Below are 21,232 nucleotides of genomic sequence, written 5' to 3'. Positions count from 1 at the left end.
GGGAGAGGACGGCCGGCGGATGGCGGCCGTTTGCCGGGCAGGGTGGACTCCGCTCCCCACCGGGTGCATTGTCCCCGGCATGGAGGGGTGGGGCGCGAAAGGGCGGCGAGCTGTGGTGGAACCGTGATCCGTTTCGAGAATGTCGGCCTGCGCTACGGCACCGAGGCGGAGGTGCTGCGGGACATCAGCTTCACCCTTCAGCCGGGCTCGTTCCATTTCCTGACCGGTACCAGCGGGGCGGGCAAATCGTCGCTGCTGAAGCTGATGTATCTGGCCCACCGGCCGTCGCGCGGGCTGGTCACCCTGTTCGGCCGCGACATGGCGATGGTGACCCGCCGCGACCTGCCGGAACTGCGCCGCCAGATCGGCGTGGTGTTCCAGGATTTCGCATTGCTCGACCATTTGTCGGCGCTCGACAATGTGGCGCTGCCGCTGCGCATGGCCGGCACGCCGGAGGCCGATGTGGTCGCCCATTGCAGCGAGATCCTGCGCTGGGTCGGGCTGGGCAACCATCTGCACGCCACGCCCTCCACCCTGTCGGGCGGGCAGAAGCAGCGGGTCGCCATCGCACGGTCGGTGATCAACCGGCCGCGGCTGCTTCTGGCCGACGAGCCGACCGGTAACGTCGACGACGGCATCGGCATGCGGCTGCTCTATCTGTTCGAGGAACTCTACAAGCTGGGGACCACCGTGGTGATCGCCACCCACAACGAAGCGCTGATCCGCCGTTTCGACCACCCGCGCCTTCATCTCGACAACGGCCGGCTGATGGTGCTGCCGGCGCGCGGTCGCGTCGAGGCCCGCGCGAAGGACGCGCGGGCCAGCGATCCGGGCCCCATCGATTCGAGGTGGGAGTAGCGGCATGGCGCTTCGTCCGGTGCGGCCCCGTTCCGACCTGCCGCTGGCGGTCGATCCCTCCTCGCGCTTTCTCGGCTGGATCACCGCGCTGATGGTGTTCCTGGCGGCGCTGGCGCTGGCCGGCGCCATGCTGGTGACGGACATGGCCCAGCGCTGGGACAGCGGGCTGGCCGGCGGCCTGACCGTGCAGGTGGCGCCGATGCCGGGCGCTCCCGTCGCCCCGCTGGACGAGCGGGCGGAGGCGGCGCTGACCGTCCTGCGCTCCGTCCCCGGCATCCGCTCGGCGACCCTGCTGGGCGGGGGGGAGATCGCCCGGCTGCTGGAGCCCTGGCTGGGGGCGGGGGCGGCGGACCCGCTGCTGCCGATGCCGCGGCTGATCGACGTCGTCGCCGACGGGCCGGTCGATGTCGGGGCGCTCCGCCTGCGCCTGACCTCCGCCGCGCCGGGGGCGACGCTGGACGACCATGCGGTGTGGCTGGCCGATCTGCGCTCCTTCGCCGGGGCGATCCGGCTGGCGGCGCTGGGCGTGGTGGTGCTGATCGGGGCGGCGGCGGTGATGACCGTGGTCTTCGCCGTGCGCACCGGCCTCGCCATCCACCGGCCGGTGGTGGAACTGCTGCATCTGATGGGCGCCACCGACCGCTATGTCTCGCGCCAGTTCGAACGGCATGTGGTGGGCCGCAGCCTGCGCGGCGGCGGGATCGGGCTGCTGCTGGCCGGCGGCACGATGTATGGGTTGCACCGCGCCTCCCAGGGGCTGCGGGCCAGCCTGCTGCCCGACCTGGCGTTGCAGCCCTGGCAATGGGGGGCTCTGCTGCTGGTGCCGGCCGGGCTTGCCCTTCTGGCGCTGGTCACCGCGCGCTGGACCGTGCTGCGCACGCTGGAGTCCATGCCGTGAGTGGAGCCATGAGTGGGATTGGGGGTTGGGCGGCACCATGATGAGCCACGGTCACCGGCGGCGCGGCGGCGGAATGATGGCGCGGGCGATTGCGCATGTGATCGCCGGCATGCTGGTGCTGGCGGCCGTCTGGCTGGGCGGGCTGTTCTGGTATGCGGCCGACGTGCCGCGCTCGTCCCCCAGCGGCGCCGAGGCCGACCGTCCGACCGACGCCATCGTCGTGCTGACCGGTGGCAGCCACCGGCTGGGCACCGGGCTCGAACTGCTCGCCGCCGGCCGCGCGAAGAAGCTGTTCGTCTCCGGCGTCTATGACGGGGTGGATGTGCAGGAACTGCTGAAGCTGTCCCGCCATTCCCCGACCGAAATGGAGTGCTGCATCACGCTGGGCTATTCCGCCGACAGCACCATCGGCAACGCCTATGAGACGGCCGACTGGATGCGCGACCAGGGATTCCGGTCGCTGCGGCTGGTGACGGCCAACTACCACATGCGCCGCAGCCTGCTGGAACTGTCGATGGCAATGCCGGATGTGGAACTGGTTCCCCATCCCGTCGTCGCCCCCACCGTCCATCTCGACGACTGGTGGATGTGGCCCGGCACCGCCAACCTGCTGGTCAACGAATACAACAAGCTGCTGGTGGTGGGGCTGCGCTGGGCGGTCCGCCGCGCGGTTCGGGACTGATCCTGAAAAAAGGCCCCGGCCTCCAAAAGCGAATGAGAATGACTTGCAATTGGTCGTGGGCAGGGTTAGGGTCCTGTTCAGGGTTCACGCCCGGACATCGCCAACCGCAACGTCCGTCCAGCAAGAAAGACTCGCCATGCACGACAGCGCCGTCTCCGTTCCCGCTTCCTTCGCCGCATCCCTGCCGGTGGTCGAATCCGGCCGCCTGATGTCGGGCAGCCGCGAGATCGTGATCCAGCACGCCGGGCAGAGCTACCGCCTGCGTGTGACCCGCGCCAACAAGCTGATCCTGACCAAATAAAACGACCTTCAAAGAACCTTCCGGGAAAAACGTCACCGAGAATGGGCGCCGGCCACAATGGCCCGGCGCCCATTTTCTTTTTTATGATGACCTTTCACGCCCGGCCTTGTACCTCATAGCCGGCATCTTCGATGGCTTGGCGGATGGCGGATTCGTCAGCGCTGCCTTCGATCGCGACTTCGCCGGCCTTCAGGTCGACCAGGGCGCGTTCCACGGTGGGGAGGGCCTCTACGGCCTTGGTCACGGTCTGGGCGCAATGGCCACAGGTCATTCCGGAAACCTTCAACGTCAGCATGGATCTTCTCCCTTAGGGGTTGAGGAGCACAGGTGCTTTGGAAAGGCTGCACCTTCCAGCAACGGGAAGGTCAAGCGGCATTCCGCAGGTCCGCTCAACCACCTGCCGCCCTGATCGTCACACCTCGAAGCGTCATCTCGAAAAAAAGACTAAATCTTGAAAACGAGACAATTCGTCGGCCGATAATCTCGAAAAAGAGAAGTTTCGGTCCATGGCGATTTTAGTGTGCACTGCAAAAAGTCCGATATTCCAAAGGTTTCGCCTGCGACAACCTGTCAAGTCCGTCCTGGCATAGCCCTTGCTGATACGGATGCATGCGCCCCATCCCGGGATTTTCCAGGCCCGGGACTTTTAGGAAAGAGCGCCGCGATGCCGCTTGTCACCGCCACAACCCTTCTGCCTGTCCCGGCGCGCCACGTGTGGCCGCTGGTGCGGTGGGATGGCGCTGTCGGTGAATGGTATCCCGGTGCGGTTTCCATGACCGTGGACGGGACGGAAAAGGGCGCGCTCAGGCGCCTGCGGCTTTACGACGGCTCGCCGGTCGTCCACCGGCTGGAACATGTCAGCCGGGTCGACGACGCCTATACCTATGCGGTGATCGAGGGGCCGTATCCGGTCGCCGACCTGCTGGCGCAAATCCGCCTGCGGGCCGATGGGGAGGGGCAGGCCGTGCTTCACTGGACCGCCACCTTCCATCCCTATGCCTCCCGCCCGCAGGAGGGGACGGAGGCGGATGCCGAACGGTTCGTCCGCGACCTCTACGACGCCGGCATGGCCCGGCTCCGCACTCTGCTTCATCCGTGAATCGCGAAAACGACACTCCAGACGCCAAGCGTCGGAAAAGAATAACCGAGGGAGCATCGTCCAAATGAGTTTCCTGATCTGCCTGGGAGCGCTCGCGTTCCTCATGCTGGTCGCCTATCGGGGCTTCAGCGTCATCCTCTTCGCGCCGGTGGCGGCGCTGGGGGCCGTGCTGCTGACCGACCCGTCCGCGGTGCCGCCGATCTTCACCGGCCTGTTCATGGACAAGATGGTCGGCTTCGTGAAGCTGTACTTCCCGGTCTTCCTGCTGGGCGCGGTGTTCGGCAAGGTGATCGAGCTGTCCGGCTTCTCCAAGTCGATCGTCTCGGCCGTCATCAAGCTGGTCGGGCGCGAGCGTGCGGTGACCTCCATCGTCCTGGTCTGCCTTCTGCTGACCTACGGCGGCGTGTCGCTGTTCGTCGTGGTCTTCGCCGTCTATCCCTTCGCGGCCGAGATGTTCCGGCAGGGCGACATCCCCAAGCGCCTGATCCCCGGCGTGATCGCGCTCGGCGCCTTCACCGTCACCATGGATGCGCTGCCGGGCACGCCGCAGATCCAGAACATCATCCCCACCACCTTCTTCAAGACCGACGCCTATGCCGCTCCCTGGCTGGGCCTGATCGGTTCGGTCTTCATCCTGACGCTGGGCCTGCTGTATCTGGAATGGCGCGTCCGTTCGGCCATCGCGCGCGGCGAGGGCTATGGCAGCGGCCACACCAACGAGCCGGAAGCCGTGGCGTCCGAGGCGCTGCCGAACCCGATCCTGGCGCTGTCGCCGCTGGTTGCCGTCGGCGTGCTGAACAAGCTGTTCACCATGGCGATTCCCAGCGTCTACGGCGCCACGAATGAGGTGGCCCTGACCCCCGGCGCCAAGCCGCTGGTGACGCAGGTCTCCGCCGTCGCCGGCATCTGGGCGGTGGAAGGGGCGCTGCTCTGCGGCATCCTGCTGGTGCTGGCCTTCGCCTGGAAGCCGGTGTCCCAGCGCTTTGCGGAAGGCACCAAGGCCGCCATCGGCGGTTCGCTGCTGGCCTCGATGAATACGGCGTCGGAATACGGCTTCGGTGCGGTGATCGCGGCGCTGCCGGGCTTCCTGGTGATCCGTGACGCGCTGGCCGCCATTCCCAACCCGCTGGTGAACGAGGCGGTGACCGTCACCGCGCTGGCCGGCATCACCGGATCGGCGTCGGGCGGCATGAGCATCGCGCTGGCAGCGATGGCCGACCAGTTCATCACCGCCGCCAATGCCGCCGGTATCCCGATGGAGGTCCTGCACCGCGTCGCCTCGATGGCCAGCGGCGGCATGGACACCTTGCCGCACAATGGCGCCGTCATCACCCTGCTGGGCGTCACCGGCTTGACGCACCGGCAATCCTACGGCGACATCTTCGCCGTCACCTGCATCAAGACGCTGGCGGTCTTCTTCGTGATCGCCGTCTACTACCTGACCGGGATCGTCTGATCATGAAGAACAAGCTCATTTCCCTGGAGGACGCCGTCGCGCGCATTCCCGATGGGGCGTCCCTGCTGATCGGCGGCTTCATGGCCGTCGGCGGCCCCAACCGGCTGGTGGACGAGTTGATCCGCCAGGGCAAGCGCGACCTGACCATCATCGCCAACGACACCGCCCGGCCCAACAATGGCCTGGGCAAGCTGGTGGTGGAGAAGCTGGTCCGTCGCGTCGTCACCAGCCACATCGGCCTGAACTCTGAAACGCAGAAGCAGATGATCGCCGGCGCCATCGAGGTGGAGCTGGTGCCGCAGGGCACGCTGGCCGAGCGCATCCGCGCCGGCGGCGTCGGGCTGGGCGGCGTTCTGACCGCCACCGGCGTCGGCACCATTGTGGAGGAGGGCAAGCGCACGGTCGAGATCGACGGCGTCACCTACCTGCTGGAAATGCCGATCAAGGCCGATTTCGCGCTGGTCGCCGCCAAGCAGGCCGACCTGTACGGCAACCTGACCTACGCGCTGACCGCCCGCAACTTCAACCCGCTGATGGCGATGGCCGGCGCCACCGTGATCGCCGAGGCCGAGGACATCCTGCCGGTCGGCTGCATCCCGCCCGACGCGGTGATGACGCCGTCGGTGCTGGTCGATTACATCGTCGCCGCAACGCCGCGCTGATCGGGGAGTAGAGAGCCATGGATGAAAAGACCCTGATCGCCAAGCGCGTCGCGCTGGAGCTGATGGACGGCGACCTCGTCAACCTGGGCATCGGCCTGCCGACCCTGGTCGCCCGCTATGTCCCCCCCGGCCGCCATGTGTTCTTCCAGTCGGAGAACGGCATCGTCGGCATGTCCGGCCCGATCACCGGGGCGGAAAACCACGACCTGACCGACGCCGGCGGCTCGCCCATCTCGGCCCTGCCGGGGGCGGCGTCCTTCGACAGCGCCTTCTCCTTCGGGCTGATCCGCGGCGGCCATCTGGACGTCACCGTGCTGGGCGGCCTGCAGGTGGACCGCGAAGGGCGGCTGGCCAACTGGATGGTGCCGGGCAAGATGGTGCCGGGCATGGGCGGTGCGATGGACCTCGTCACCGGCGCCCGCCGGGTGATCGTCGCCATGCAGCACAGCGCCAAGGGCGAGGCGAAGATCGTCGAACGCTGCGCCCTGCCGCTGACCTCGGTCCGCCGGGTCGATCTGGTGGTGACCGACCTCGCCGTCATCGAGCCGACCGACGCCGGCCTCGTCTTGAAGGAAACCGCCCCCGGTGTCACGGTGGAGCAGGTGATCGCCAACACCGGGTGCGAACTGATCGTCGCCCCGGACCTCCGTTCCATGCCGATCGAAGGATAAAGAAGAATGACCAATCTGAAGGGGAAGGCTGCGCTCGTCACTGGGTCCACCAGCGGGATCGGCCTCGGGATCGCACGGCAACTGGCGGGCCAGGGTGCCGACCTGATGCTGAACGGCTTCGGCGATGCCGGCTACATCGCCGAGCTGTGCCAGTCGCTGTCCAAGGAGTTCGGCGTGCGCGTCGCCCACAACGGCGCCGACATGTCGAAGCCCGAGGAGATCGAGGCGATGGTCGCCGCCACCGAAGCGGCCTATGGCCGGCTGGACGTGCTGGTCAACAATGCCGGCATCCAGCATGTGTCGCCTGTCGATGCCTTCCCGGTGGAGCGCTGGGACGCGGTGATCGCCATCAACCTGTCGGCCGTCTTCCACGGCACCCGCGCCGCTCTGCCGGGCATGAAGGCGCGCGGCTGGGGCCGGGTCATCAACATCGCCTCGGTCCATGGGCTTGTGGCTTCGGTCAACAAGTCGGCCTATGTCGCCGCCAAGCATGGCGTGATCGGCCTGACCAAGGTGACGGCGCTGGAGCTGGCGGAGACCAACATCACCTGCAATGCCATATGCCCGGGCTGGGTGCTGACGCCGCTGGTGCAGAAGCAGATCGACGCGCTGGCCGCCACGCGGGGCCTGTCGGTGGAGGAGGCCGGACGTGAACTGCTCAGCGAGAAGCAGCCGTCCAAATCCTTCGTCACGCCGGAGCAACTCGGCGAGCTGGCGGTGTTCCTGTGTTCCGAGGCTGCCGGCAACATGCGCGGCGCGGCTCTGACCATGGATGGCGGCTGGACCGCCCAGTAAATGAACCGTCGGCCCAAGCGGTATTGAAGCCGCTTGGGCTGGACGGGCACCGAAGCGTCCCGGGAACAGATCGAAAGGTCCGTTTCCGGGGCTGCTTCTGTCCGGTATCAGGTGTCGCTGGTGGCCGGAACCGTGTCGAAGGGCGTCGCGATGAAGGGGCGGCCCTGTCCGTGGCCGGCGCGGGCATGACCGCGTTCGGTCGCCGCCTGCCGGAAATAGCCGACAACGAACACGCGCAGGGCATTCGCAAGGGAAACGCCCGACCGGGATGAATGGCGGGCCTGCCGTTCCATGCGGTCACGCACGTCGTCGCACAACTCGTCCACCGTCATAACTTCCCGCCGGCAGATCTCCTCCAGCCCCTCCCAGTAGGAAGGCTCAAGCCGGATCGAAACGTCACGTCCAGACAATTTCAGCGTGCGAGAGGCCAGAGAAGCGGCACCTATGGATTGATCGACGTGAGATTTGCTGTCCCCAACGCTCGACATGTTCGTATGCCCTCGTGCTACCCGTGCGATTGCCCCCAACGCATGAACACTATAACGCGACCACAACCGGTTTTGGGAACAAAACTTTAGGCATGTAAGGATTCCCCCTAGGGGATGCGTTCCGGATCCCCGGCCATGTCCTTGAGCAAAGCCAGATCGTTGATCACGATAAAACCTTTGGCATATGTCACCGTTCCAGTCCTGCGCAGGGCGCCGAGACACTTGTTCACCATTTCACGGGTGACGCCCAGCATGTTTGCCAATGCTTCCTGGGACAGGGGCAAAGTCAGCCGCAGACCGGCAGGGGTCGGCTGCCCGTAACTGTCCGACAGCAGCAGCAGCCGGCGCGCGAGCCTGCGTGGAACATCGTGGAACACGGCGTCCTCGATGTTCTCCGACACCCAGCGCAGCCGGTCGCAAAGAACGATCATCATGCGGGTGCAGAGGCGCGGGTGGCGCTCCAGAAAGGGGATGAAGTCGGCGCGGTCGATTCGGAACAGCTCGACCGGCCGCAGGGCGACCGCGGCGGCGGTCCGCTCTCGGCCGTCGATCAGCCCGATCTCGCCCAGCACATCGCCGGCTTCCAGGATGTTCAGCAGCATGGTCTTGCCATCCGCCGAGGAGGTGCGGATGGCGATCTGGCCCTTCAGCACGGCGAACAGGCTGTCGCCGGGGTCGCCCTTGTCGAAGATGATCTGGTCGGCATCGAAGCGTGCCATGCGGCCCAGAGTCACCATCTCGGCCATCTGCTCGGGATCGAGTTCCCCGAGCAGCCGGTTGCGCCTCAGAACCGATGCGACATCCACAGGCGCGTTCATCCGTCCGCCCAGACACAGTTTCGCGCCGGGCTGGCGGTCATCGCCACCCCGGCGCGATCAGTCTAGCCAAAACGCGCTTACATCGCGAGCGGTGCCGCATCGCGCAGAGCGCGCTCCCACAGGACGGTGTGTTCGAAATGGAAACGGGCTTCGGTCGTCGCGTCGTCGCTCGTCGCGCGGCCCAGCCGGCGTGCCATGGTGCGCAGCATCGCCTTGGCGTCCTCACGCTTCTGGTCGAAACGACCCTGCGGCAGCCAGCCGCGAAAAGCCGCGAGCTCGGAAGGCGGCAGGGCGATGTCGCTGCCCAGCCGCAGCATCCGGCCATAGCCGCGCTCGCGATAGGGTAGCTCCTTGGCGATGGACTCCAGACGCAGGGCCGTCCCGGCGGTCAGCACCCGGTCGGCGACCGCGTCGGAGAGGGTGCGGCGGATGTTGACCATCGCCTCCGACAGGGAAGTGTAGCCCAGCTCGGCCGGGCCGTGGATCACCGCCACCTCGTCATCGTCCTCCAGCCGGCCGTCGCGGAAGGCCTCGAAGATGGCGCCGACGCCGATCATGCCGAAGGGATACAGTTCCGCCGCACGCAGGGCGCCCATGCTGGAGGCGCCGAACACCGGGATGCCGGCGTGGATGGCGTAGAGGATTTCTTTGTGCCAGACCGACGGCACGCTTTCGAAAAAGCCGTCGATGATGCCGATGGCCGCCGGCTTTTCGGCGCACAGCCGCAGAACGTCGCCCTGGGCGACCGGTGGCAGATAGGTGGCGTCCAACTCCAGCGCCGCATCCTCGCGCGGCAGGGTGGGGCCTAGAAAGACATAGACGCCGCTCATGCCGCCTTCTCCATGGCTTGGCTGCCGAGAGCGCGCAGGCCGCGTTCGCCCAGCAGGTAATCGGGGGATTCGTTGGCACCCTCCAGTCCGGGCACGACGACACGCACGACCGGAATGCCGAATTCCGGCTTGGTCAGGTCCACCGCCACCACCTCCTCGATGCCGACGGCGCGCAGCCTGTCGAGCTGATGGGCGAGATCGGCCTCGATGGTGGGCGCGGCGCCGGTCGGGCAGTGGTGGAAGGACCGCCTGCCGGCGCCCTCCACGATCATCGCCTTCCAGCGGGCATGGTGGGCGGGGTCGAGGTGGCGCTCATACTCGGCACGGGGCATGTCGTCGCGGGCGCCGGCGATGAAGGTCAGGCGGCTCTGCGCCGCCTCGGTCAGGGCGCGGGATAGGGCGATCTCGCGCGCCACGTGGCAGCCCATGCCGGTGGCCGGGCGGATGGAATGCTGGGGCAGCTCCTCCCGCTCGACGATGCGGCAGAGGAAGGCGGGCAAGCCGACGTCGCTTGTGGTTTCCCACACGCCGACGGCGACGCCGGCCGCCTCGAAGCGGTCGATCAGCGAGCGGCAGACCGGATCGTCGATGCTGTCCAGGTCGATGCGGGTCGCCGCTTGGGCAGCGGGCTCCTGCAGGTGCCACAGGGTGGTCGCGTCGCGCTCCACCAGTTCAGTGACCGCGTGGCTGATCGCCTCGACCTTGTGGTTACCGGATGCCAGACCGTTGGAGCCGGCCAGGAAGGCGCCGTGGCCGGGGGCCATCGGCACGGTGAAATTCAGGTGGACCATTTCGAACGGCACCCATTTCGGGCCGCCGTTCAGCAAGTCCTGACCCTCGATCCACAGGATGGGGCTGTGGGGATTGAAGCTTCCGGTCGACAGCCGGGGCAGGCGGTCGACATCCACCACCGGATGGGTCCAGCGCAGTTCTTCGAAGCTGGCGAACTTCAGCGGCAGGGTGATGCGTTCGGCGTGATAGCTCTCGATCGATTCCATGACCCCCGACGCCTTGGCGGCGGCGAGCGTCACTCCCTTGCCCTGCGACACCGAGATGGAGCGCGAATTCGGCCGCGTCACCATCACCACCGGAATGCCGACGGCATCCAGTCCGGTGACGTTTGCGACCCGGGTGATCCCCATGATCGGCAGGAACGGGGCGACCCGCGCCAGGGTCTGTTCGGGTGCCACGACCCGGTGGGTGCCGACCGTATGGGCCTTCACCGCATCCGAAACGGAGGCTTTGATATCGAGCAGATCGAAGGGCATCGCAACTGATCCGGGGCGGAGGAAAATCGAAGAGGCGTCCTGTTTCCGGGTCCGTGGCCGGTCAGCACCTCATCGGTGCTGGTGGCCACGGTCCAAAAACCGGTACCGGGATTCCGATCAGGCGCCCGGGGTGATGCTGAAGCGGCCGGCCTCGTGATCGGCGGCATCGAAGGTGCTGCGGTCACCCGAGCGGACCAGATTCCGGACGGTGGAGGCCTGGATCTCGGCGATTTCCGTGACGCCCTGAGCGGACACGGCATACAGGCGACCGTCGGCGCCGCGGATCATCGACGACTGGGAGATGGAGAGCGACATCTTGGATGAACTCCTATCTGGCTTGGTGATGTCGGCAATTCTTAGGATTCGAACGGGTTCGGTCTGTGAAGTTTTTCACTTCGTGACTTGGGGGCGGCGGGTATCAGGTGTGCTGAGCGGTTGCGCATCTCATGGGCTTGTCAGGGTGCCATGGGGTCGCGAGCGGTGATGGATTGAGCGGAGAAACGAACATGCTGCGAGCCACCAACAAGAAACGGGGCAGTATCGCATCCGGTCACGGCTCCGCCGACCTCGAAGACCTGATGGTTTGGCCACAGCTCTCCGACCGTGTCGTTTTTATGAACGGCGCAAGATCCAGGTTGCGCCTTGAAAAGGCGGTATGGGAAGGGTTGGATGCCATTGCAAAAATTGAAGGAAAGCCGACGCAGCAGTTATGTGCTGAGTTGGAGGAAAAGCGCCTGAAGACCACGGCGCTCAGCTCCACAATTCGCACTTTTGTACTGGAATATTTTCGGGGATTCGAAGTCGCTTAAGTAGATTTCAAAGAGAAATATTCTCACTGGTTCGGGGAGCCTTCTGTCTGCCATTCAGGCGAGACAACAGTGCCCTTGCACGCGCTTGGCTTGAGATCTGGGTCGTCAGCAGCGCGGTTTCCAAGGCAGCATCCGCCATTTTGAGCGCTTCCACGCGCTTTCCCACAGATTCCAGGGCGTCCGCATACCAGATCTGGACATGAGGCAACCATCCCAACGGATGCGGCTTGCCCCTAATCGCTCCCTGCTGGTGGAAAAGCGCGAAGCTGCGATCAAACATCGCGAAACCGGCGTCCCGGTCTCCCGTCAGGACCGACGCATACCCGATGCCGCCCATGACCAGCGGCAGCAGCAACGGAGCATGGATTGCGTGTCCGATGGACAATGCGGTTTCAAATGCTGGGACGCTGTCTTTCAAATGCCCGCAGATGATCTGCGTCCATCCCAGATGCGTCAGGGCAAACAATCTCGAGAAAAGGTGATTGCTTTCCTCGGCGATCTCGACCGACCGGCGACCGGCCTCCACCGCCTCTTCGGCACGTCCCAGTTGGGCAAGACAGCGTGCCGCGATGCTTCCCATATGCACCTGTGCGACGGTTGCCAGTCCGTAGCGGTCGTGCGGGCGGGACGTGGTGAGCATGGCGGCGCCAAGCTCGAACGTTTCCAGGGCGTCGACGAAAAGTCCCTTGTCCGTTTGCAGGCCGCCCAGCCGGAACAGAAGCTGGACGCGGGTGCGGCGGTCGTCCCGCTCGTCCAGTGCGGACAAGCCGTCCCGGCAAAGTGCCAGCCCCTGATCCAGATCGCCGAAAGTCCACAGGAACGACGCCAGCATCGAGCAGGCGCGGGCATAGCGGACGCGGTCGCCCGACTCCCGCGCCATGGCGATGGCCCGTTGCAGATGGTCGTCAACACCCATCGACCCACGTGGCAGGAGCGACCGCGGAAGTGCGATCAGCAGATCGATCTGGCGCGCCGTGTTCCTTGGATGATCCGGCAGATGCCGCACCGCGGCCAGGGCGTTGCCGTAGTGCCGGCTGGAGTCCTCCAGTTTGGAGCGGCCCTCGGCCCGTTCGCCCGCCCGCCGGCCAAACAGGTGTGCGGCCGGCCAATTCTCCGCCATGAAGGCATGGTGGGCCAGCAGGTCCAGGCGGTTCGGCAGGTCGTGGTCGCGGCGGTGGCGCAACGCTTCCAGCACGCGGGCATGCAGCGCCCGGCGGTCGGACTTGGTCAGGGTGGCGTAGGCGACTTCCTGGATCAGTGCATGCTTGAAGGAATATTCCAGGTTGGGCAGCAGACGGGTGCGCAGCACAAAGCCGGCGCGCTCCAGATAGGCCAGCGAGTCGGACAGGACCAGCGTGGACAGTCCGGTCAGCGCCTGGAGCAGCCCGACGTCGAAGGTGGTGCCGATCACGGCGGCATTCATCAGCAGCCGGCGCCGCTCCAGCGTCATCATGTCCATACGCTCGGCCAGCAGGGCGTGAAGCGTGCGCGGCAGCTTGTGGACAACCAGCGGATCGATCAGCCGGTAGGCGCCCGGTGTGCCCTCGATGGCGTTCGACGCCTCAAGCGTGCGCAGAACCTCCTCCAGATAGAGCGGAACGCCCTGGCAGCGGCTGGCGACCTGAGCCTTCAGTTCCACCAGCGACCAGTCGGGGCCGAGCCAGTGGGCCAGGAAACTCTGCACCTGATCCGGTGACAGCATACCCAGATCGATGCGGCGCCCGCCCGGACGGCCGCTCCAGCCCCGCTCTTCCGACTCCGGTCCCAGCGGGGGTGGCCGTCGGGTGGCGAGCAGCAACAGCCGGGCCCTCGACCCCGGCAGCGCTTGGGCCAGCCGGTCCAGCAGCCGCACCATCACCGGTCGGGCCCAATGGGCATCCTCCACCAGCACCAGCAGTGGTCGGCCCACTGCCCCGCTCGCCGTCCCATCCCCCGAGTCGTTTCCACCGCCGGCTCCGGGCGGTGCCGCCAGTTCCAGCGTCGCCCCTACCAGACCTTCGATGCCCAAGGACAGGCGCTGCGCCGCGTCCAGGCCGCTCCACAGCGGATCCAGCCCGGGCCGGCCGAACAGCGCGCGCACGGCATCGCCCGCCAGCGAACCGGACCGGCGGCGTGCCGCCTCGCAGACCCAGCCGATGCCTTCCTCGCTGGCGCAGCCGGCCACCTGTTCGGCCAGGCTCAGCGCCACCGCCTCGAGGTCGTCGGGATCGGCCAGCCGGCGGATCGGCATCTGCGGCCATTGCAGCAGGGTCCAGCGCCGGCTGCGCGGGTCGCGCAGGAACTCGCCGACGAGGCGGGATTTGCCGATTCCGGCCTCTCCCTGCAGCAGAAGCTGAGCGGGTGCCCCGGCTTCCACCGAATCGGCGATGGCGAACAGGGTTGCCACCTCCTCTTCCCGGCCGACATGCGGGGCGTCGGTGGCGGACAGCAGATCGGTGGCGGTGCGGCGGATGGCACGCGCCCCGTCGAGCAGGAAGGCCGGCATCGGCTCCACCTCGTCGGACAGGCGCAGGCTTCCCATCGGGCGCACCGCCACCCCGACCGGGATCAGGTCAAGCGTGTCCCGGCTGAGCTGCGCGGTGTCGGAAGCCGCGCGCTGCTGCAGCTTGGCGGCCATATGTACGCACTCGCCGACCGCGCGATAGTCGGTCCACAGACCATTGGTCACCACATGGGCGACGACGTCACCCGAACTGATGCCGATGCGGATGTGGAAGAGAGGCCGCCCCTGTTCGTCGCGGGTGGCGCTGAGGATGTCCTGGGCGGCAAGGCAGGCGCGCAGCGCATGGTCCTCCTTGGCGCCGGGGGCGCCGAAGGTCGCCAGGAAGCCGTCACCCAGCATCTGGGTCACCGTGCCTTCGAAGCGCGGTACGGCCTCCGTCACACGGTTCAGGATCGAAAGGAGCAGATCGTCCGCATCCTCGGGATCGCGGCCTGCCACCATGGCGGAGGAACGGACGATGTCGACGAACATCGCCGTGACGACCTTGCGTTCGCGCGGCTTATCGCCCGGCAGGCGAGATGCCTCCTGCCAGGGACGGCCTTCGTCCGTCGCTGCGCCCAACATGGTGTCCGCCACGTCCGCCCCCCTCGCGGAATTCGCGTTGGCATATTAGAGCATGCATTTCGAATTTTGCGAACATCCGAGCGATGCGACACCCGAAGATTTTCCCGCCAACGGAAAGTAACATATCTGTGTATGTAATTCCTGGCAAAAAGAAAGCGCCGCGACTTGCGCGGCGCTTTGATTGTTACTTGTGATGAATGTCCGTTGTGCCTGATTGCGGCGCTGTCGGCGCCCGTCGCCTAAGCCATGTCAGCGGCGGACGGCGATGTTCTCCACCTGGGTCACGTCACGCACGGCGCCGCGGTCGGCGCTGGTGGTCAGGGCGGCATAGGCGCGCAGTGCCGGGGAAACCAGACGGTCGCGGTTGACCGGCTTCCAGGCATCCATGCCCTTGGCGTTCATCGCGTCGCGGCGGCGCTGCATCTCCTGGTCGTCGACGGCGAGACGGATGATGCGGTTGGGAATGTCGATCTCGATGCGGTCGCCATCCTGCACCAGCCCGATGGCGCCACCCTGGGCTGCTTCCGGAGAGACGTGGCCGATCGACAGGCCGGACGTGCCGCCGGAGAAACGGCCGTCGGTCACCAGCGCGCAGGCCTTGCCCAGCCCCTTCGACTTCAGATAGCTGGTCGGGTACAGCATTTCCTGCATGCCGGGACCGCCGCGCGGGCCCTCGTAGCGGATGACCACCACCTCGCCAGCCTTGACCACGTCGCCTAGGATGCCGGCGACGGCATCGTCCTGGCTTTCGAAGACGCGGGCCGGGCCGGCGAAGACGAGGTTGGAGGCGTCGACGCCCGCCGTCTTCACGATGCAGCCATTCTCCGCGATGTTGCCGTACAGCACGGCGAGGCCGCCGTCCTGGCTGAAGGCGTTCTCGGCCTTGCGGATCACGCCCTTCTCACGGTCGAGGTCCAACTCAGGCCAGCGGCGTTCCTGGCTGAAGGGCACGACGGTCGGGATGCCGCCGGGGGCGGCCCGATACAAGGTGTGGACGGACTGGTCCTCGGTGCGCATCACATCCCAGCGGTCCAGCGCTTCGCCCAGCGTCGGGGCATGGACGGTCGGGGCCTCGCGGTTCAGCAGGCCGGCGCGGTCCAGCTCGCCAAGGATGCCGAAGATGCCGCCGGCGCGGTGGACGTCCTCGATATGCACGTCGGACACGGCGGGAGCGACCTTGCAGACGTTGGGGACGCGGCGCGACAGCCTGTCGATGTCCTCCATGGTGAAATCGATGCCGCCCTCCTGCGCCGCCGCCAGGATGTGCAGGACTGTGTTGGTCGAGCCGCCCATGGCGATGTCGAGCGTCATCGCGTTCTCGAACGCTTCTTTGGTGGCGATGCCGCGCGGCAGGGCGGTGGCGTCCTCCTCCTGGTACCAGCGGCGGCAGAGATCGACCGCCATGCGGCCGGCGGCGAGGAACAGCTCCTTGCGGTCGGCGTGGGTCGCCAGGATGGTGCCGTTGCCGGGCAGCGACAGGCCCAGCGCCTCGGTCAGGCAGTTCATCGAGTTGGCGGTGAACATGCCGGAGCAGGAGCCGCAGGTCGGGCAGGAGCCGCGCTCCATCTCCGCCGCCTCTTCATCCGAGACGGTCGGATCGGCGGCGGCGACCATGGCGTCGATCAGGTCGACCGACTTGATCTTGCCGCGCCACTTGACCTTGCCGGCCTCCATCGGGCCGCCGGACACGAAGACCGCCGGGATGTTCAGGCGCATCGCGGCCATCAGCATGCCGGGCGTGATCTTGTCGCAGTTGGAGATGCAGACCAGCGCGTCGGCGCAATGGGCATTGGCCATGTATTCCACCGCGTCGGCAATCAGCTCGCGCGAGGGCAGACTGTACAGCATGCCGCCATGGCCCATGGCGATACCGTCGTCCACGGCGATGGTGTTGAACTCCTTCGCCACACCGCCGGCCTTCTCGATCTCGCGCGCCACCAGCTGGCCCAGATCTTTCAGATGGACGTGGCCGGGGACGAACTGGGTGAAGGAGTTGGCGATGGCGATGATCGGCTTGCCGAAATCGCCGTCCTTCATGCCGGTTGCCCGCCACAGGCCGCGCGCGCCCGCCATGTTGCGGCCGTGGGTGGAGGTGCGGGAACGGTAGTGCGGCATGGATCGGTCCTCAGCTGGTCGATTTTGGCGAATTGGCGAAAGGAATGGAACGAAACGGGTGGGCACCTTAGCAATCTCCTGTCGCGCGCGCCAGAGGCGCGATCCCGTCCAGGGCACCGGAGGCGCGACGCGGGCGTGGCCCTGCCATGCACGCCGCGAGGATTGCCGATGATAAGCATGCTTATTAGTTTTGAGGAACCGATAAGCAAGCTTACGATCCGCCGATGTCCTCCCCTGCCGATCCCCGCTCCGTAAATGCCCATTCGACGAGTCTGGGCGCCGTTTTGACCGACACGGCGCGCCTTATGCGCGTCCGCTTCGACCAGCGCGCCCGCCATCTCGGACTGACCCGCGCACAATGGTCGGTGATCGCCACGCTGGCGCGGAACGAGGGGATCAAGCAGGCGGCGCTGGCCGACCTGTTGGAGATCGAGCCGATCACGCTCTGCCGGCAGATCGACCGCATGGAGGAAGGCGGCTGGATCGAACGCCGCACCGACCCGACCGACCGGCGCGCCCGGCTGCCGCACCTGACGCCGAAGGCGCATGCGGTGCTGGAGCAGGGCCGGACGCTCGCCACCGGGCTCTATGCGGAGGCGCTCGCCGGCTTGCCGCCCGATGCCGAAGCCATGCTGGTCGAGATGCTGGCCCACATGCGCGCCAACCTTTCCGACCGCCGGGCCGAGCCGCCCGCGAAGACCGCATCTCAAAAGATCGCCGCCAAAGCCTGACGACCCCGCCTTTTTCTTCGGGACCCGACCGCCATGACCGCCGTGACCGACCGCGATACCGATACCCGCCCGGATGCCCAGAATCCGGCAGCCAAGCCCGTCCGAAGGGCGCGCTGGCGCCGCTGGCTGCTGATGGCCGCCCTGCCGCTGCTGGTGGCGGTCGGCGGCGGCTATGAGTATGTCGTGGGCGGACGCTATGTCTCGACCGACAATGCCTATGTCCAGCAGGACAAGGTGACGATCAGCCCGGATATCTCCGGCCGCATCGTCGAGGTGGCGGTGCATGAGAACCAGCCGGTCCATCGCGGCGACCTGCTGTTCCGCATCGATGACGAGCCCTACCGGCTGGCCTTGCAGCAGGCCGATGCGGCACTCGCCTCTGCCCGGCTGAAGGTGGAACAGCTGCGCGCCGACCTGGGCGAGGCGCAGGCCAAGCAGGCAGCGGCGGAGGAGAAGGTCTCCTTCGAGCAGCGCGAGTTCCAGCGCCAGCAGGATCTGCTGAAGACCGGCGTCGCCGCGAGGGCCACCTATGATTCGGTGCGCCACGACCTGATGGCGGCGCAGCAGGATCTGAACACGGAAAAGCAGGCGGTGATCAGCGCCCGCGCTGCCCTTGGCGGCGATCCCGATATCCCCACCGACCGCCATCCGACGGTGCTGGAGGCGCTGGCGAAGAAGGCATCGGCGCAGCGCGACCTCGATCACACGGTGGTGGTGGCGCCGGCCGACGGCGTGGTCAGCCAGACCGACCGGCTTCTGGTCGGGCAATACGCCTCGGTCGGGCTGTCGGCGGTCAGCTTGGTGATGAGCGGGTCGAGCTGGGTCGAGGCCAATTTCAAGGAAACCGACCTGACCCACATGGCGGTCGGCCAGACCGCGACGGTGGTGCTGGACGCCTATTCGGGCCGCGCCCTGACCGCCCATGTCGAGAGCATCGGCGCCGGCACCGGATCGGAATTCTCGGTCCTGCCCGCCCAGAACGCCACCGGCAACTGGGTGAAGGTGGTGCAGCGGGTGCCGGTCCGCCTCCGCATCGACCGGACGGAGGGCGAGGCCGTGCCGCTGCGTACCGGCCTCAGCGCCGAGGTGGAGGTCGACACCCACTACAGCCGGCCCTTGCCGGGCGCCATCGGCAACGCGGTCGCGGCGATCCGGTAAGGCAATCACGCCCCTCTCATCCGCAGGCATTCCATGGCCGTCCCCCAATCCCCGGCAGCCCCGCATGAGGTGAAGCATCGCGGCATGATCACCGTGTCGATCATGCTCGCCACCATCATGCAGGTGCTGGACACCACCATCGCCAACGTCGCGCTTCCCAGCATGCAGGGCAGCCTGGGGGCGGCGCAGGACACCATCACCTGGGTGCTGACCTCCTACATCGTCGCGGCGGCCATCGCGACGCCGGCCACCGGCTGGATGGCGGATCGGTTCGGGCGCAAGCGGCTGTTCCTGATCGCGGTGGCCGGCTTCACCGCGGCGTCGGTGCTGTGCGGGCTGGCCGGCAGTCTGACGCAGATGGTGGCCTTCCGGCTGGTGCAGGGAATCTTCGGCGCGGCGCTGGTGCCGCTGTCGCAGTCGGTGTTGCTCGACATCAACCCGAAGGAGCGGCATGGGCAGGCGATGGCGCTGTGGGGGGCCGGCATCATGGTCGGCCCGATTGCCGGGCCGACGCTGGGCGGCTGGCTGACCGACAGCTTCAGCTGGCGCTGGGTCTTCTACATCAACCTGCCGGTCGGGCTGCTGGCCTTCGCCGGCATGGCGGTCTTCCTGCACGAGACCAAGGGCCGCATCCGCAGCTTCGATTTCTTCGGCTTCGCCATGCTGGGTCTGGCGGTCGGCGCCTTCCAGATGCTGCTGGACCGTGGCGAGCAGCTGGACTGGTTCGGCGCGACCGAGATCTGGATCGAGACGGCGCTGGCCGCCTGCGCCTTCTGGGTCTTCGCCATCCACATCGCCACCGCCCATGGCAACACGAAGACCGAGCCCTTCATCGACACGGCCCTGCTGCGCGACCGCAATTTCGTCACCGGGCTGGTCCTGATCTTCGTGATCGGCGTGATCCTGCTGGCGACCATGGCGCTGCTGCCGCCGATGCTGCAGAACCTGCTGGGCTACCCGACGGTCACCACCGGGCTGGTGCTGGCACCGCGCGGCGTCGGCACGATGATCTCGATGCTGATGGTGGGACGGCTGGTGCGCAGGGTGGACGCACGGCTGCTGATCCTGGCCGGCGTGCTGCTGACCAGCTGGTCGCTTTGGTACATGACCGGCTTCACCATCGTGATGGACCGCGAGCCGATCATCATCAGCGGCGTGGTGCAGGGGCTGGGCCTAGGGCTGGTGTTCGTGCCGCTCAGCACCATCGCCTTCGCCACGCTGGAGCCGCGGCTGCGCACCGACGCCGCCAGCCTGTTCAGCCTGGTCCGCAACCTGGGCAGCAGCGTCGGCATCTCGGTGGTGATGACCCTGCTGTCGCAGAACACCCAGATCAACCACGCCAGCCTCGCCGCGCACCTGACGCCCTTCTCGCCGATGATGACGGAGCAGGTGACCGCCACGCCCGAGGCGCTGGCGATGCTGAACGCCCAGGTCACGCAGCAGGCGGCGATGATCGCCTACATCGACGACTTCAAGCTGATGATGTATGTCGCCCTGCTGGTCATCCCGATGCTGCTGCTGCTCCGGCGGCCGAAGGCGGGAGCCCCGGCCCCGGAGGAAGCAGCGGTGATGGAGTAGGGGCGCTGCTCCTGTCAGGCGGCCATGCTCGACATCGCCCGGCAGCTTTCGGCGCAGCGGCGGCACATCTCGGCGCAGCGCTTCATCATGGCGTCGTCGGCCATGCGGTCGCACTGGCCGGCGCAGGCCGCACAGATCTCGGCACAGGCACCGCAGGTCAGATGGTGGAAGCGGGAGCCGCGGATCATGAAATCCGCGCTGGTGCGGCAGATGTCGACGCAGTCCAGCATCAGGCGAACATGCCCGGCCTCCGCATGCGCACCGCCCTTGGTCAGGCAGTGCGATACGGTTTCAAGGCAGATCGTGTGGCAATCGGTGCAGTTGCGGATGCAGTCGTCCATCGACGGCGTGCCGGCCATGACGGTTCCTCCGGAGAAGAGTGCAGGGATGACCTGACAACCGGCTCCGGGGCCGCTGGGTTCCGGCAAGGGAGGCTGGGGTCAGCCGGCCGTGGCGCTCTTGCCGCCGTCCTTCTTCGAGCTGCGCGGGGGCTTCGCGGCCGGAGTCTTGGCGGCTGTGGATTTGGTGGGCGGCGCCTTGGCGGTGGTTTTCGCCGGAGCCTTGACGGAGGTGGCCTGTTCGGCCGGAGCGGCATCGGCCTTCGGCTTGGAGGCAGTCGCCTTGGAGGCGGCCGGCTTGGCCTTCGCAGGCTTGGCCGCTTCGGATTTGGCGCTCTCCGCCGGGGCGCTCGCGACCTCCGACAGAGATTCGGCGGCGGCACGGGTGCTCTTGCCGGCGGTCTTGGCGGTGGCCTTGGACATGGGGGGCTTCTTGCGCGAGCCGGCGACCTTGCCGGTCGGCTCCAGCGCCCCGGCGCCGCGGACTTCCGCCTCGGCCTGGGTCCAATGGTCGGAGTCGCGGCCGTGCGGACGGCCTTCGCTCTCCCACAACTCGTGGGCGCGGCGTCGGATACGCTCCTGGATATCGTCGGTATCGGCCATCGAGTTC

At 67.0% G+C, this 21,232-nt stretch carries 23 protein-coding genes; 13 read left to right on the top strand and 10 right to left on the bottom strand.

What is annotated here, in order from left to right; genetic code table 11:
• The first annotated feature begins 123 nt into the window (after positions 1-123).
• The 4 genes from ftsE to hemP all read left to right on the top strand — a co-directional run bounded on the left by ftsE (position 124) and on the right by hemP (position 2,739).
• Entirely contained in the window at positions 124-858 is a 735-nt protein-coding gene (gene ftsE / locus ABNQ39_RS32610; protein WP_376966354.1) for a cell division ATP-binding protein FtsE, read from the top strand.
• A gap of 4 nt (positions 859-862) precedes the next feature.
• Complete coding sequence (locus tag ABNQ39_RS32605; RefSeq protein WP_376966352.1) at positions 863-1,756, top strand: cell division protein FtsX; 894 nt, start codon at positions 863-865, stop codon at positions 1,754-1,756.
• A 40-nt stretch (positions 1,757-1,796) separates the two neighbouring features.
• Positions 1,797-2,438 (top strand): YdcF family protein, encoded by a 642-nt coding sequence (locus ABNQ39_RS32600; protein ID WP_376967165.1) that lies wholly within the window; start codon positions 1,797-1,799, stop codon positions 2,436-2,438.
• Positions 2,439-2,574: 136 nt separating this feature from the next.
• The gene (hemP, locus tag ABNQ39_RS32595) at positions 2,575-2,739 is read left to right on the top strand and encodes a hemin uptake protein HemP (RefSeq protein ID WP_098735831.1); all 165 of its coding nucleotides are present in this window, start codon (positions 2,575-2,577) and stop codon (positions 2,737-2,739) included.
• Positions 2,740-2,833: 94 nt separating this feature from the next.
• Here the strand turns inward: hemP and ABNQ39_RS32590 are convergent, their stop codons facing one another.
• Positions 2,834-3,034 carry a heavy-metal-associated domain-containing protein gene (locus tag ABNQ39_RS32590; protein WP_376966350.1) on the bottom strand — a complete coding sequence of 67 codons (201 nt, stop codon included), beginning with the start codon at positions 3,032-3,034 and terminating at the stop codon, positions 2,834-2,836.
• Positions 3,035-3,403: 369 nt separating this feature from the next.
• Here ABNQ39_RS32590 and ABNQ39_RS32585 point away from each other — a divergent pair, with 369 nt between their 5' ends.
• The 5 genes from ABNQ39_RS32585 to ABNQ39_RS32565 all read left to right on the top strand — a co-directional run bounded on the left by ABNQ39_RS32585 (position 3,404) and on the right by ABNQ39_RS32565 (position 7,422).
• Positions 3,404-3,838 carry an SRPBCC family protein gene (locus tag ABNQ39_RS32585; RefSeq protein ID WP_376966348.1) on the top strand — a complete coding sequence of 145 codons (435 nt, stop codon included), beginning with the start codon at positions 3,404-3,406 and terminating at the stop codon, positions 3,836-3,838.
• A 64-nt stretch (positions 3,839-3,902) separates the two neighbouring features.
• Positions 3,903-5,294 carry a GntP family permease gene (locus tag ABNQ39_RS32580; RefSeq protein ID WP_098735834.1) on the top strand — a complete coding sequence of 464 codons (1,392 nt, stop codon included), beginning with the start codon at positions 3,903-3,905 and terminating at the stop codon, positions 5,292-5,294.
• A 2-nt stretch (positions 5,295-5,296) separates the two neighbouring features.
• Positions 5,297-5,956 carry a CoA transferase subunit A gene (locus ABNQ39_RS32575; RefSeq protein ID WP_376966345.1) on the top strand — a complete coding sequence of 220 codons (660 nt, stop codon included), beginning with the start codon at positions 5,297-5,299 and terminating at the stop codon, positions 5,954-5,956.
• Positions 5,957-5,973: 17 nt separating this feature from the next.
• Positions 5,974-6,627: a 3-oxoacid CoA-transferase subunit B gene (locus ABNQ39_RS32570; protein WP_376966343.1), complete on the top strand. Its 654-nt coding sequence runs from the start codon at positions 5,974-5,976 to the stop codon at positions 6,625-6,627.
• A 6-nt stretch (positions 6,628-6,633) separates the two neighbouring features.
• Positions 6,634-7,422: a 3-hydroxybutyrate dehydrogenase gene (locus ABNQ39_RS32565; protein ID WP_376966340.1), complete on the top strand. Its 789-nt coding sequence runs from the start codon at positions 6,634-6,636 to the stop codon at positions 7,420-7,422.
• A 107-nt stretch (positions 7,423-7,529) separates the two neighbouring features.
• Here the strand turns inward: ABNQ39_RS32565 and ABNQ39_RS32560 are convergent, their stop codons facing one another.
• The 5 genes from ABNQ39_RS32560 to ABNQ39_RS32540 form a co-directional block, all read right to left on the bottom strand.
• Complete coding sequence (locus ABNQ39_RS32560) at positions 7,530-7,910, bottom strand: ribbon-helix-helix domain-containing protein (protein ID WP_376966337.1); 381 nt, start codon at positions 7,908-7,910, stop codon at positions 7,530-7,532.
• Positions 7,911-8,017: 107 nt separating this feature from the next.
• Positions 8,018-8,728: a Crp/Fnr family transcriptional regulator gene (locus ABNQ39_RS32555; protein WP_376966335.1), complete on the bottom strand. Its 711-nt coding sequence runs from the start codon at positions 8,726-8,728 to the stop codon at positions 8,018-8,020.
• Between the two features lie 77 nt (positions 8,729-8,805).
• Positions 8,806-9,558: a TfuA-like protein gene (locus ABNQ39_RS32550; RefSeq protein ID WP_376966333.1), complete on the bottom strand. Its 753-nt coding sequence runs from the start codon at positions 9,556-9,558 to the stop codon at positions 8,806-8,808.
• Entirely contained in the window at positions 9,555-10,826 is a 1,272-nt protein-coding gene (locus ABNQ39_RS32545) for a YcaO-like family protein (RefSeq protein ID WP_376966331.1), read from the bottom strand. The genes ABNQ39_RS32550 and ABNQ39_RS32545 overlap by 4 nt, the downstream gene beginning before the upstream one ends.
• A gap of 117 nt (positions 10,827-10,943) precedes the next feature.
• A complete protein-coding gene (locus tag ABNQ39_RS32540) occupies positions 10,944-11,141 on the bottom strand; it encodes a hypothetical protein (RefSeq protein WP_376966329.1) in 198 nt (65 codons plus the stop codon).
• 191 nt (positions 11,142-11,332) lie between these two features.
• Here ABNQ39_RS32540 and ABNQ39_RS32535 point away from each other — a divergent pair, with 191 nt between their 5' ends.
• The gene (locus tag ABNQ39_RS32535) at positions 11,333-11,635 is read left to right on the top strand and encodes a ribbon-helix-helix domain-containing protein (protein ID WP_158285408.1); all 303 of its coding nucleotides are present in this window, start codon (positions 11,333-11,335) and stop codon (positions 11,633-11,635) included.
• A 7-nt stretch (positions 11,636-11,642) separates the two neighbouring features.
• Here the strand turns inward: ABNQ39_RS32535 and ABNQ39_RS32530 are convergent, their stop codons facing one another.
• Positions 11,643-14,714 carry an ATP-binding protein gene (locus ABNQ39_RS32530; protein ID WP_376966327.1) on the bottom strand — a complete coding sequence of 1,024 codons (3,072 nt, stop codon included), beginning with the start codon at positions 14,712-14,714 and terminating at the stop codon, positions 11,643-11,645.
• 237 nt (positions 14,715-14,951) lie between these two features.
• On the bottom strand, positions 14,952-16,817 hold the full coding sequence (gene ilvD / locus ABNQ39_RS32525; RefSeq protein WP_376966325.1) for a dihydroxy-acid dehydratase: 1,866 nt from the start codon (positions 16,815-16,817) through the stop codon (positions 14,952-14,954).
• A gap of 305 nt (positions 16,818-17,122) precedes the next feature.
• On the opposite strand from ilvD, the gene ABNQ39_RS32520 reads away from it, so the two are divergent.
• From ABNQ39_RS32520 to ABNQ39_RS32510, 3 genes are read left to right on the top strand one after another with little or no spacing between them, the layout of a single operon-like run.
• Positions 17,123-17,548 carry a MarR family winged helix-turn-helix transcriptional regulator gene (locus tag ABNQ39_RS32520; RefSeq protein WP_376966323.1) on the top strand — a complete coding sequence of 142 codons (426 nt, stop codon included), beginning with the start codon at positions 17,123-17,125 and terminating at the stop codon, positions 17,546-17,548.
• Positions 17,549-17,581: 33 nt separating this feature from the next.
• Positions 17,582-18,706 (top strand): HlyD family secretion protein, encoded by a 1,125-nt coding sequence (locus tag ABNQ39_RS32515; protein ID WP_376966321.1) that lies wholly within the window; start codon positions 17,582-17,584, stop codon positions 18,704-18,706.
• A 33-nt stretch (positions 18,707-18,739) separates the two neighbouring features.
• Positions 18,740-20,284 carry a DHA2 family efflux MFS transporter permease subunit gene (locus ABNQ39_RS32510; protein WP_376966319.1) on the top strand — a complete coding sequence of 515 codons (1,545 nt, stop codon included), beginning with the start codon at positions 18,740-18,742 and terminating at the stop codon, positions 20,282-20,284.
• A gap of 14 nt (positions 20,285-20,298) precedes the next feature.
• On the opposite strand, the gene ABNQ39_RS32505 is transcribed toward ABNQ39_RS32510, so the two are convergent.
• Both ABNQ39_RS32505 and ABNQ39_RS32500 read right to left on the bottom strand, forming a co-directional pair.
• Complete coding sequence (locus ABNQ39_RS32505) at positions 20,299-20,643, bottom strand: four-helix bundle copper-binding protein (protein ID WP_376966317.1); 345 nt, start codon at positions 20,641-20,643, stop codon at positions 20,299-20,301.
• An 81-nt stretch (positions 20,644-20,724) separates the two neighbouring features.
• Entirely contained in the window at positions 20,725-21,225 is a 501-nt protein-coding gene (locus ABNQ39_RS32500; RefSeq protein WP_376966315.1) for a DUF2934 domain-containing protein, read from the bottom strand.
• Between the last annotated feature and the right edge of the window lie 7 nt (positions 21,226-21,232).

The sequence above is a fragment of the Azospirillum sp. A26 genome (assembly GCF_042604635.1).
GTDB lineage: Bacteria > Pseudomonadota > Alphaproteobacteria > Azospirillales > Azospirillaceae > Azospirillum > Azospirillum palustre.
The sequence above is the reverse complement of the archived record's forward strand: the minus strand, read 5'-3'. Positions and strand labels throughout refer to the sequence as shown.

Bases quoted from the DNA above. Each gene is read 5' to 3' on its own strand.
- ABNQ39_RS32545 (WP_376966331.1), bottom strand. From the start codon at position 10,826: ATGCCCTTCGATCTGCTCGATATCAAAGCCTCCGTTTCGGATGCGGTG.
- ABNQ39_RS32575 (WP_376966345.1), top strand. From the start codon at position 5,297: ATGAAGAACAAGCTCATTTCCCTGGAGGACGCCGTCGCGCGCATTCCC.
- ABNQ39_RS32515 (WP_376966321.1), top strand. From the start codon at position 17,582: ATGACCGCCGTGACCGACCGCGATACCGATACCCGCCCGGATGCCCAG.
- hemP (WP_098735831.1), top strand. From the start codon at position 2,575: ATGCACGACAGCGCCGTCTCCGTTCCCGCTTCCTTCGCCGCATCCCTG.
- ABNQ39_RS32520 (WP_376966323.1), top strand. From the start codon at position 17,123: ATGCGCGTCCGCTTCGACCAGCGCGCCCGCCATCTCGGACTGACCCGC.
- ABNQ39_RS32570 (WP_376966343.1), top strand. From the start codon at position 5,974: ATGGATGAAAAGACCCTGATCGCCAAGCGCGTCGCGCTGGAGCTGATG.
- ABNQ39_RS32550 (WP_376966333.1), bottom strand. From the start codon at position 9,558: ATGAGCGGCGTCTATGTCTTTCTAGGCCCCACCCTGCCGCGCGAGGAT.
- ABNQ39_RS32500 (WP_376966315.1), bottom strand. From the start codon at position 21,225: ATGGCCGATACCGACGATATCCAGGAGCGTATCCGACGCCGCGCCCAC.
- ABNQ39_RS32505 (WP_376966317.1), bottom strand. From the start codon at position 20,643: ATGGCCGGCACGCCGTCGATGGACGACTGCATCCGCAACTGCACCGAT.
- ilvD (WP_376966325.1), bottom strand. From the start codon at position 16,817: ATGCCGCACTACCGTTCCCGCACCTCCACCCACGGCCGCAACATGGCG.
- ABNQ39_RS32580 (WP_098735834.1), top strand. From the start codon at position 3,903: ATGAGTTTCCTGATCTGCCTGGGAGCGCTCGCGTTCCTCATGCTGGTC.
- ABNQ39_RS32540 (WP_376966329.1), bottom strand. From the start codon at position 11,141: ATGTCGCTCTCCATCTCCCAGTCGTCGATGATCCGCGGCGCCGACGGT.
- ABNQ39_RS32555 (WP_376966335.1), bottom strand. From the start codon at position 8,728: ATGAACGCGCCTGTGGATGTCGCATCGGTTCTGAGGCGCAACCGGCTG.
- ABNQ39_RS32605 (WP_376966352.1), top strand. From the start codon at position 863: ATGGCGCTTCGTCCGGTGCGGCCCCGTTCCGACCTGCCGCTGGCGGTC.
- ABNQ39_RS32560 (WP_376966337.1), bottom strand. From the start codon at position 7,910: ATGTCGAGCGTTGGGGACAGCAAATCTCACGTCGATCAATCCATAGGT.
- ABNQ39_RS32535 (WP_158285408.1), top strand. From the start codon at position 11,333: ATGCTGCGAGCCACCAACAAGAAACGGGGCAGTATCGCATCCGGTCAC.
- ABNQ39_RS32585 (WP_376966348.1), top strand. From the start codon at position 3,404: ATGCCGCTTGTCACCGCCACAACCCTTCTGCCTGTCCCGGCGCGCCAC.
- ABNQ39_RS32565 (WP_376966340.1), top strand. From the start codon at position 6,634: ATGACCAATCTGAAGGGGAAGGCTGCGCTCGTCACTGGGTCCACCAGC.
- ABNQ39_RS32600 (WP_376967165.1), top strand. From the start codon at position 1,797: ATGAGCCACGGTCACCGGCGGCGCGGCGGCGGAATGATGGCGCGGGCG.
- ABNQ39_RS32510 (WP_376966319.1), top strand. From the start codon at position 18,740: ATGGCCGTCCCCCAATCCCCGGCAGCCCCGCATGAGGTGAAGCATCGC.
- ABNQ39_RS32590 (WP_376966350.1), bottom strand. From the start codon at position 3,034: ATGCTGACGTTGAAGGTTTCCGGAATGACCTGTGGCCATTGCGCCCAG.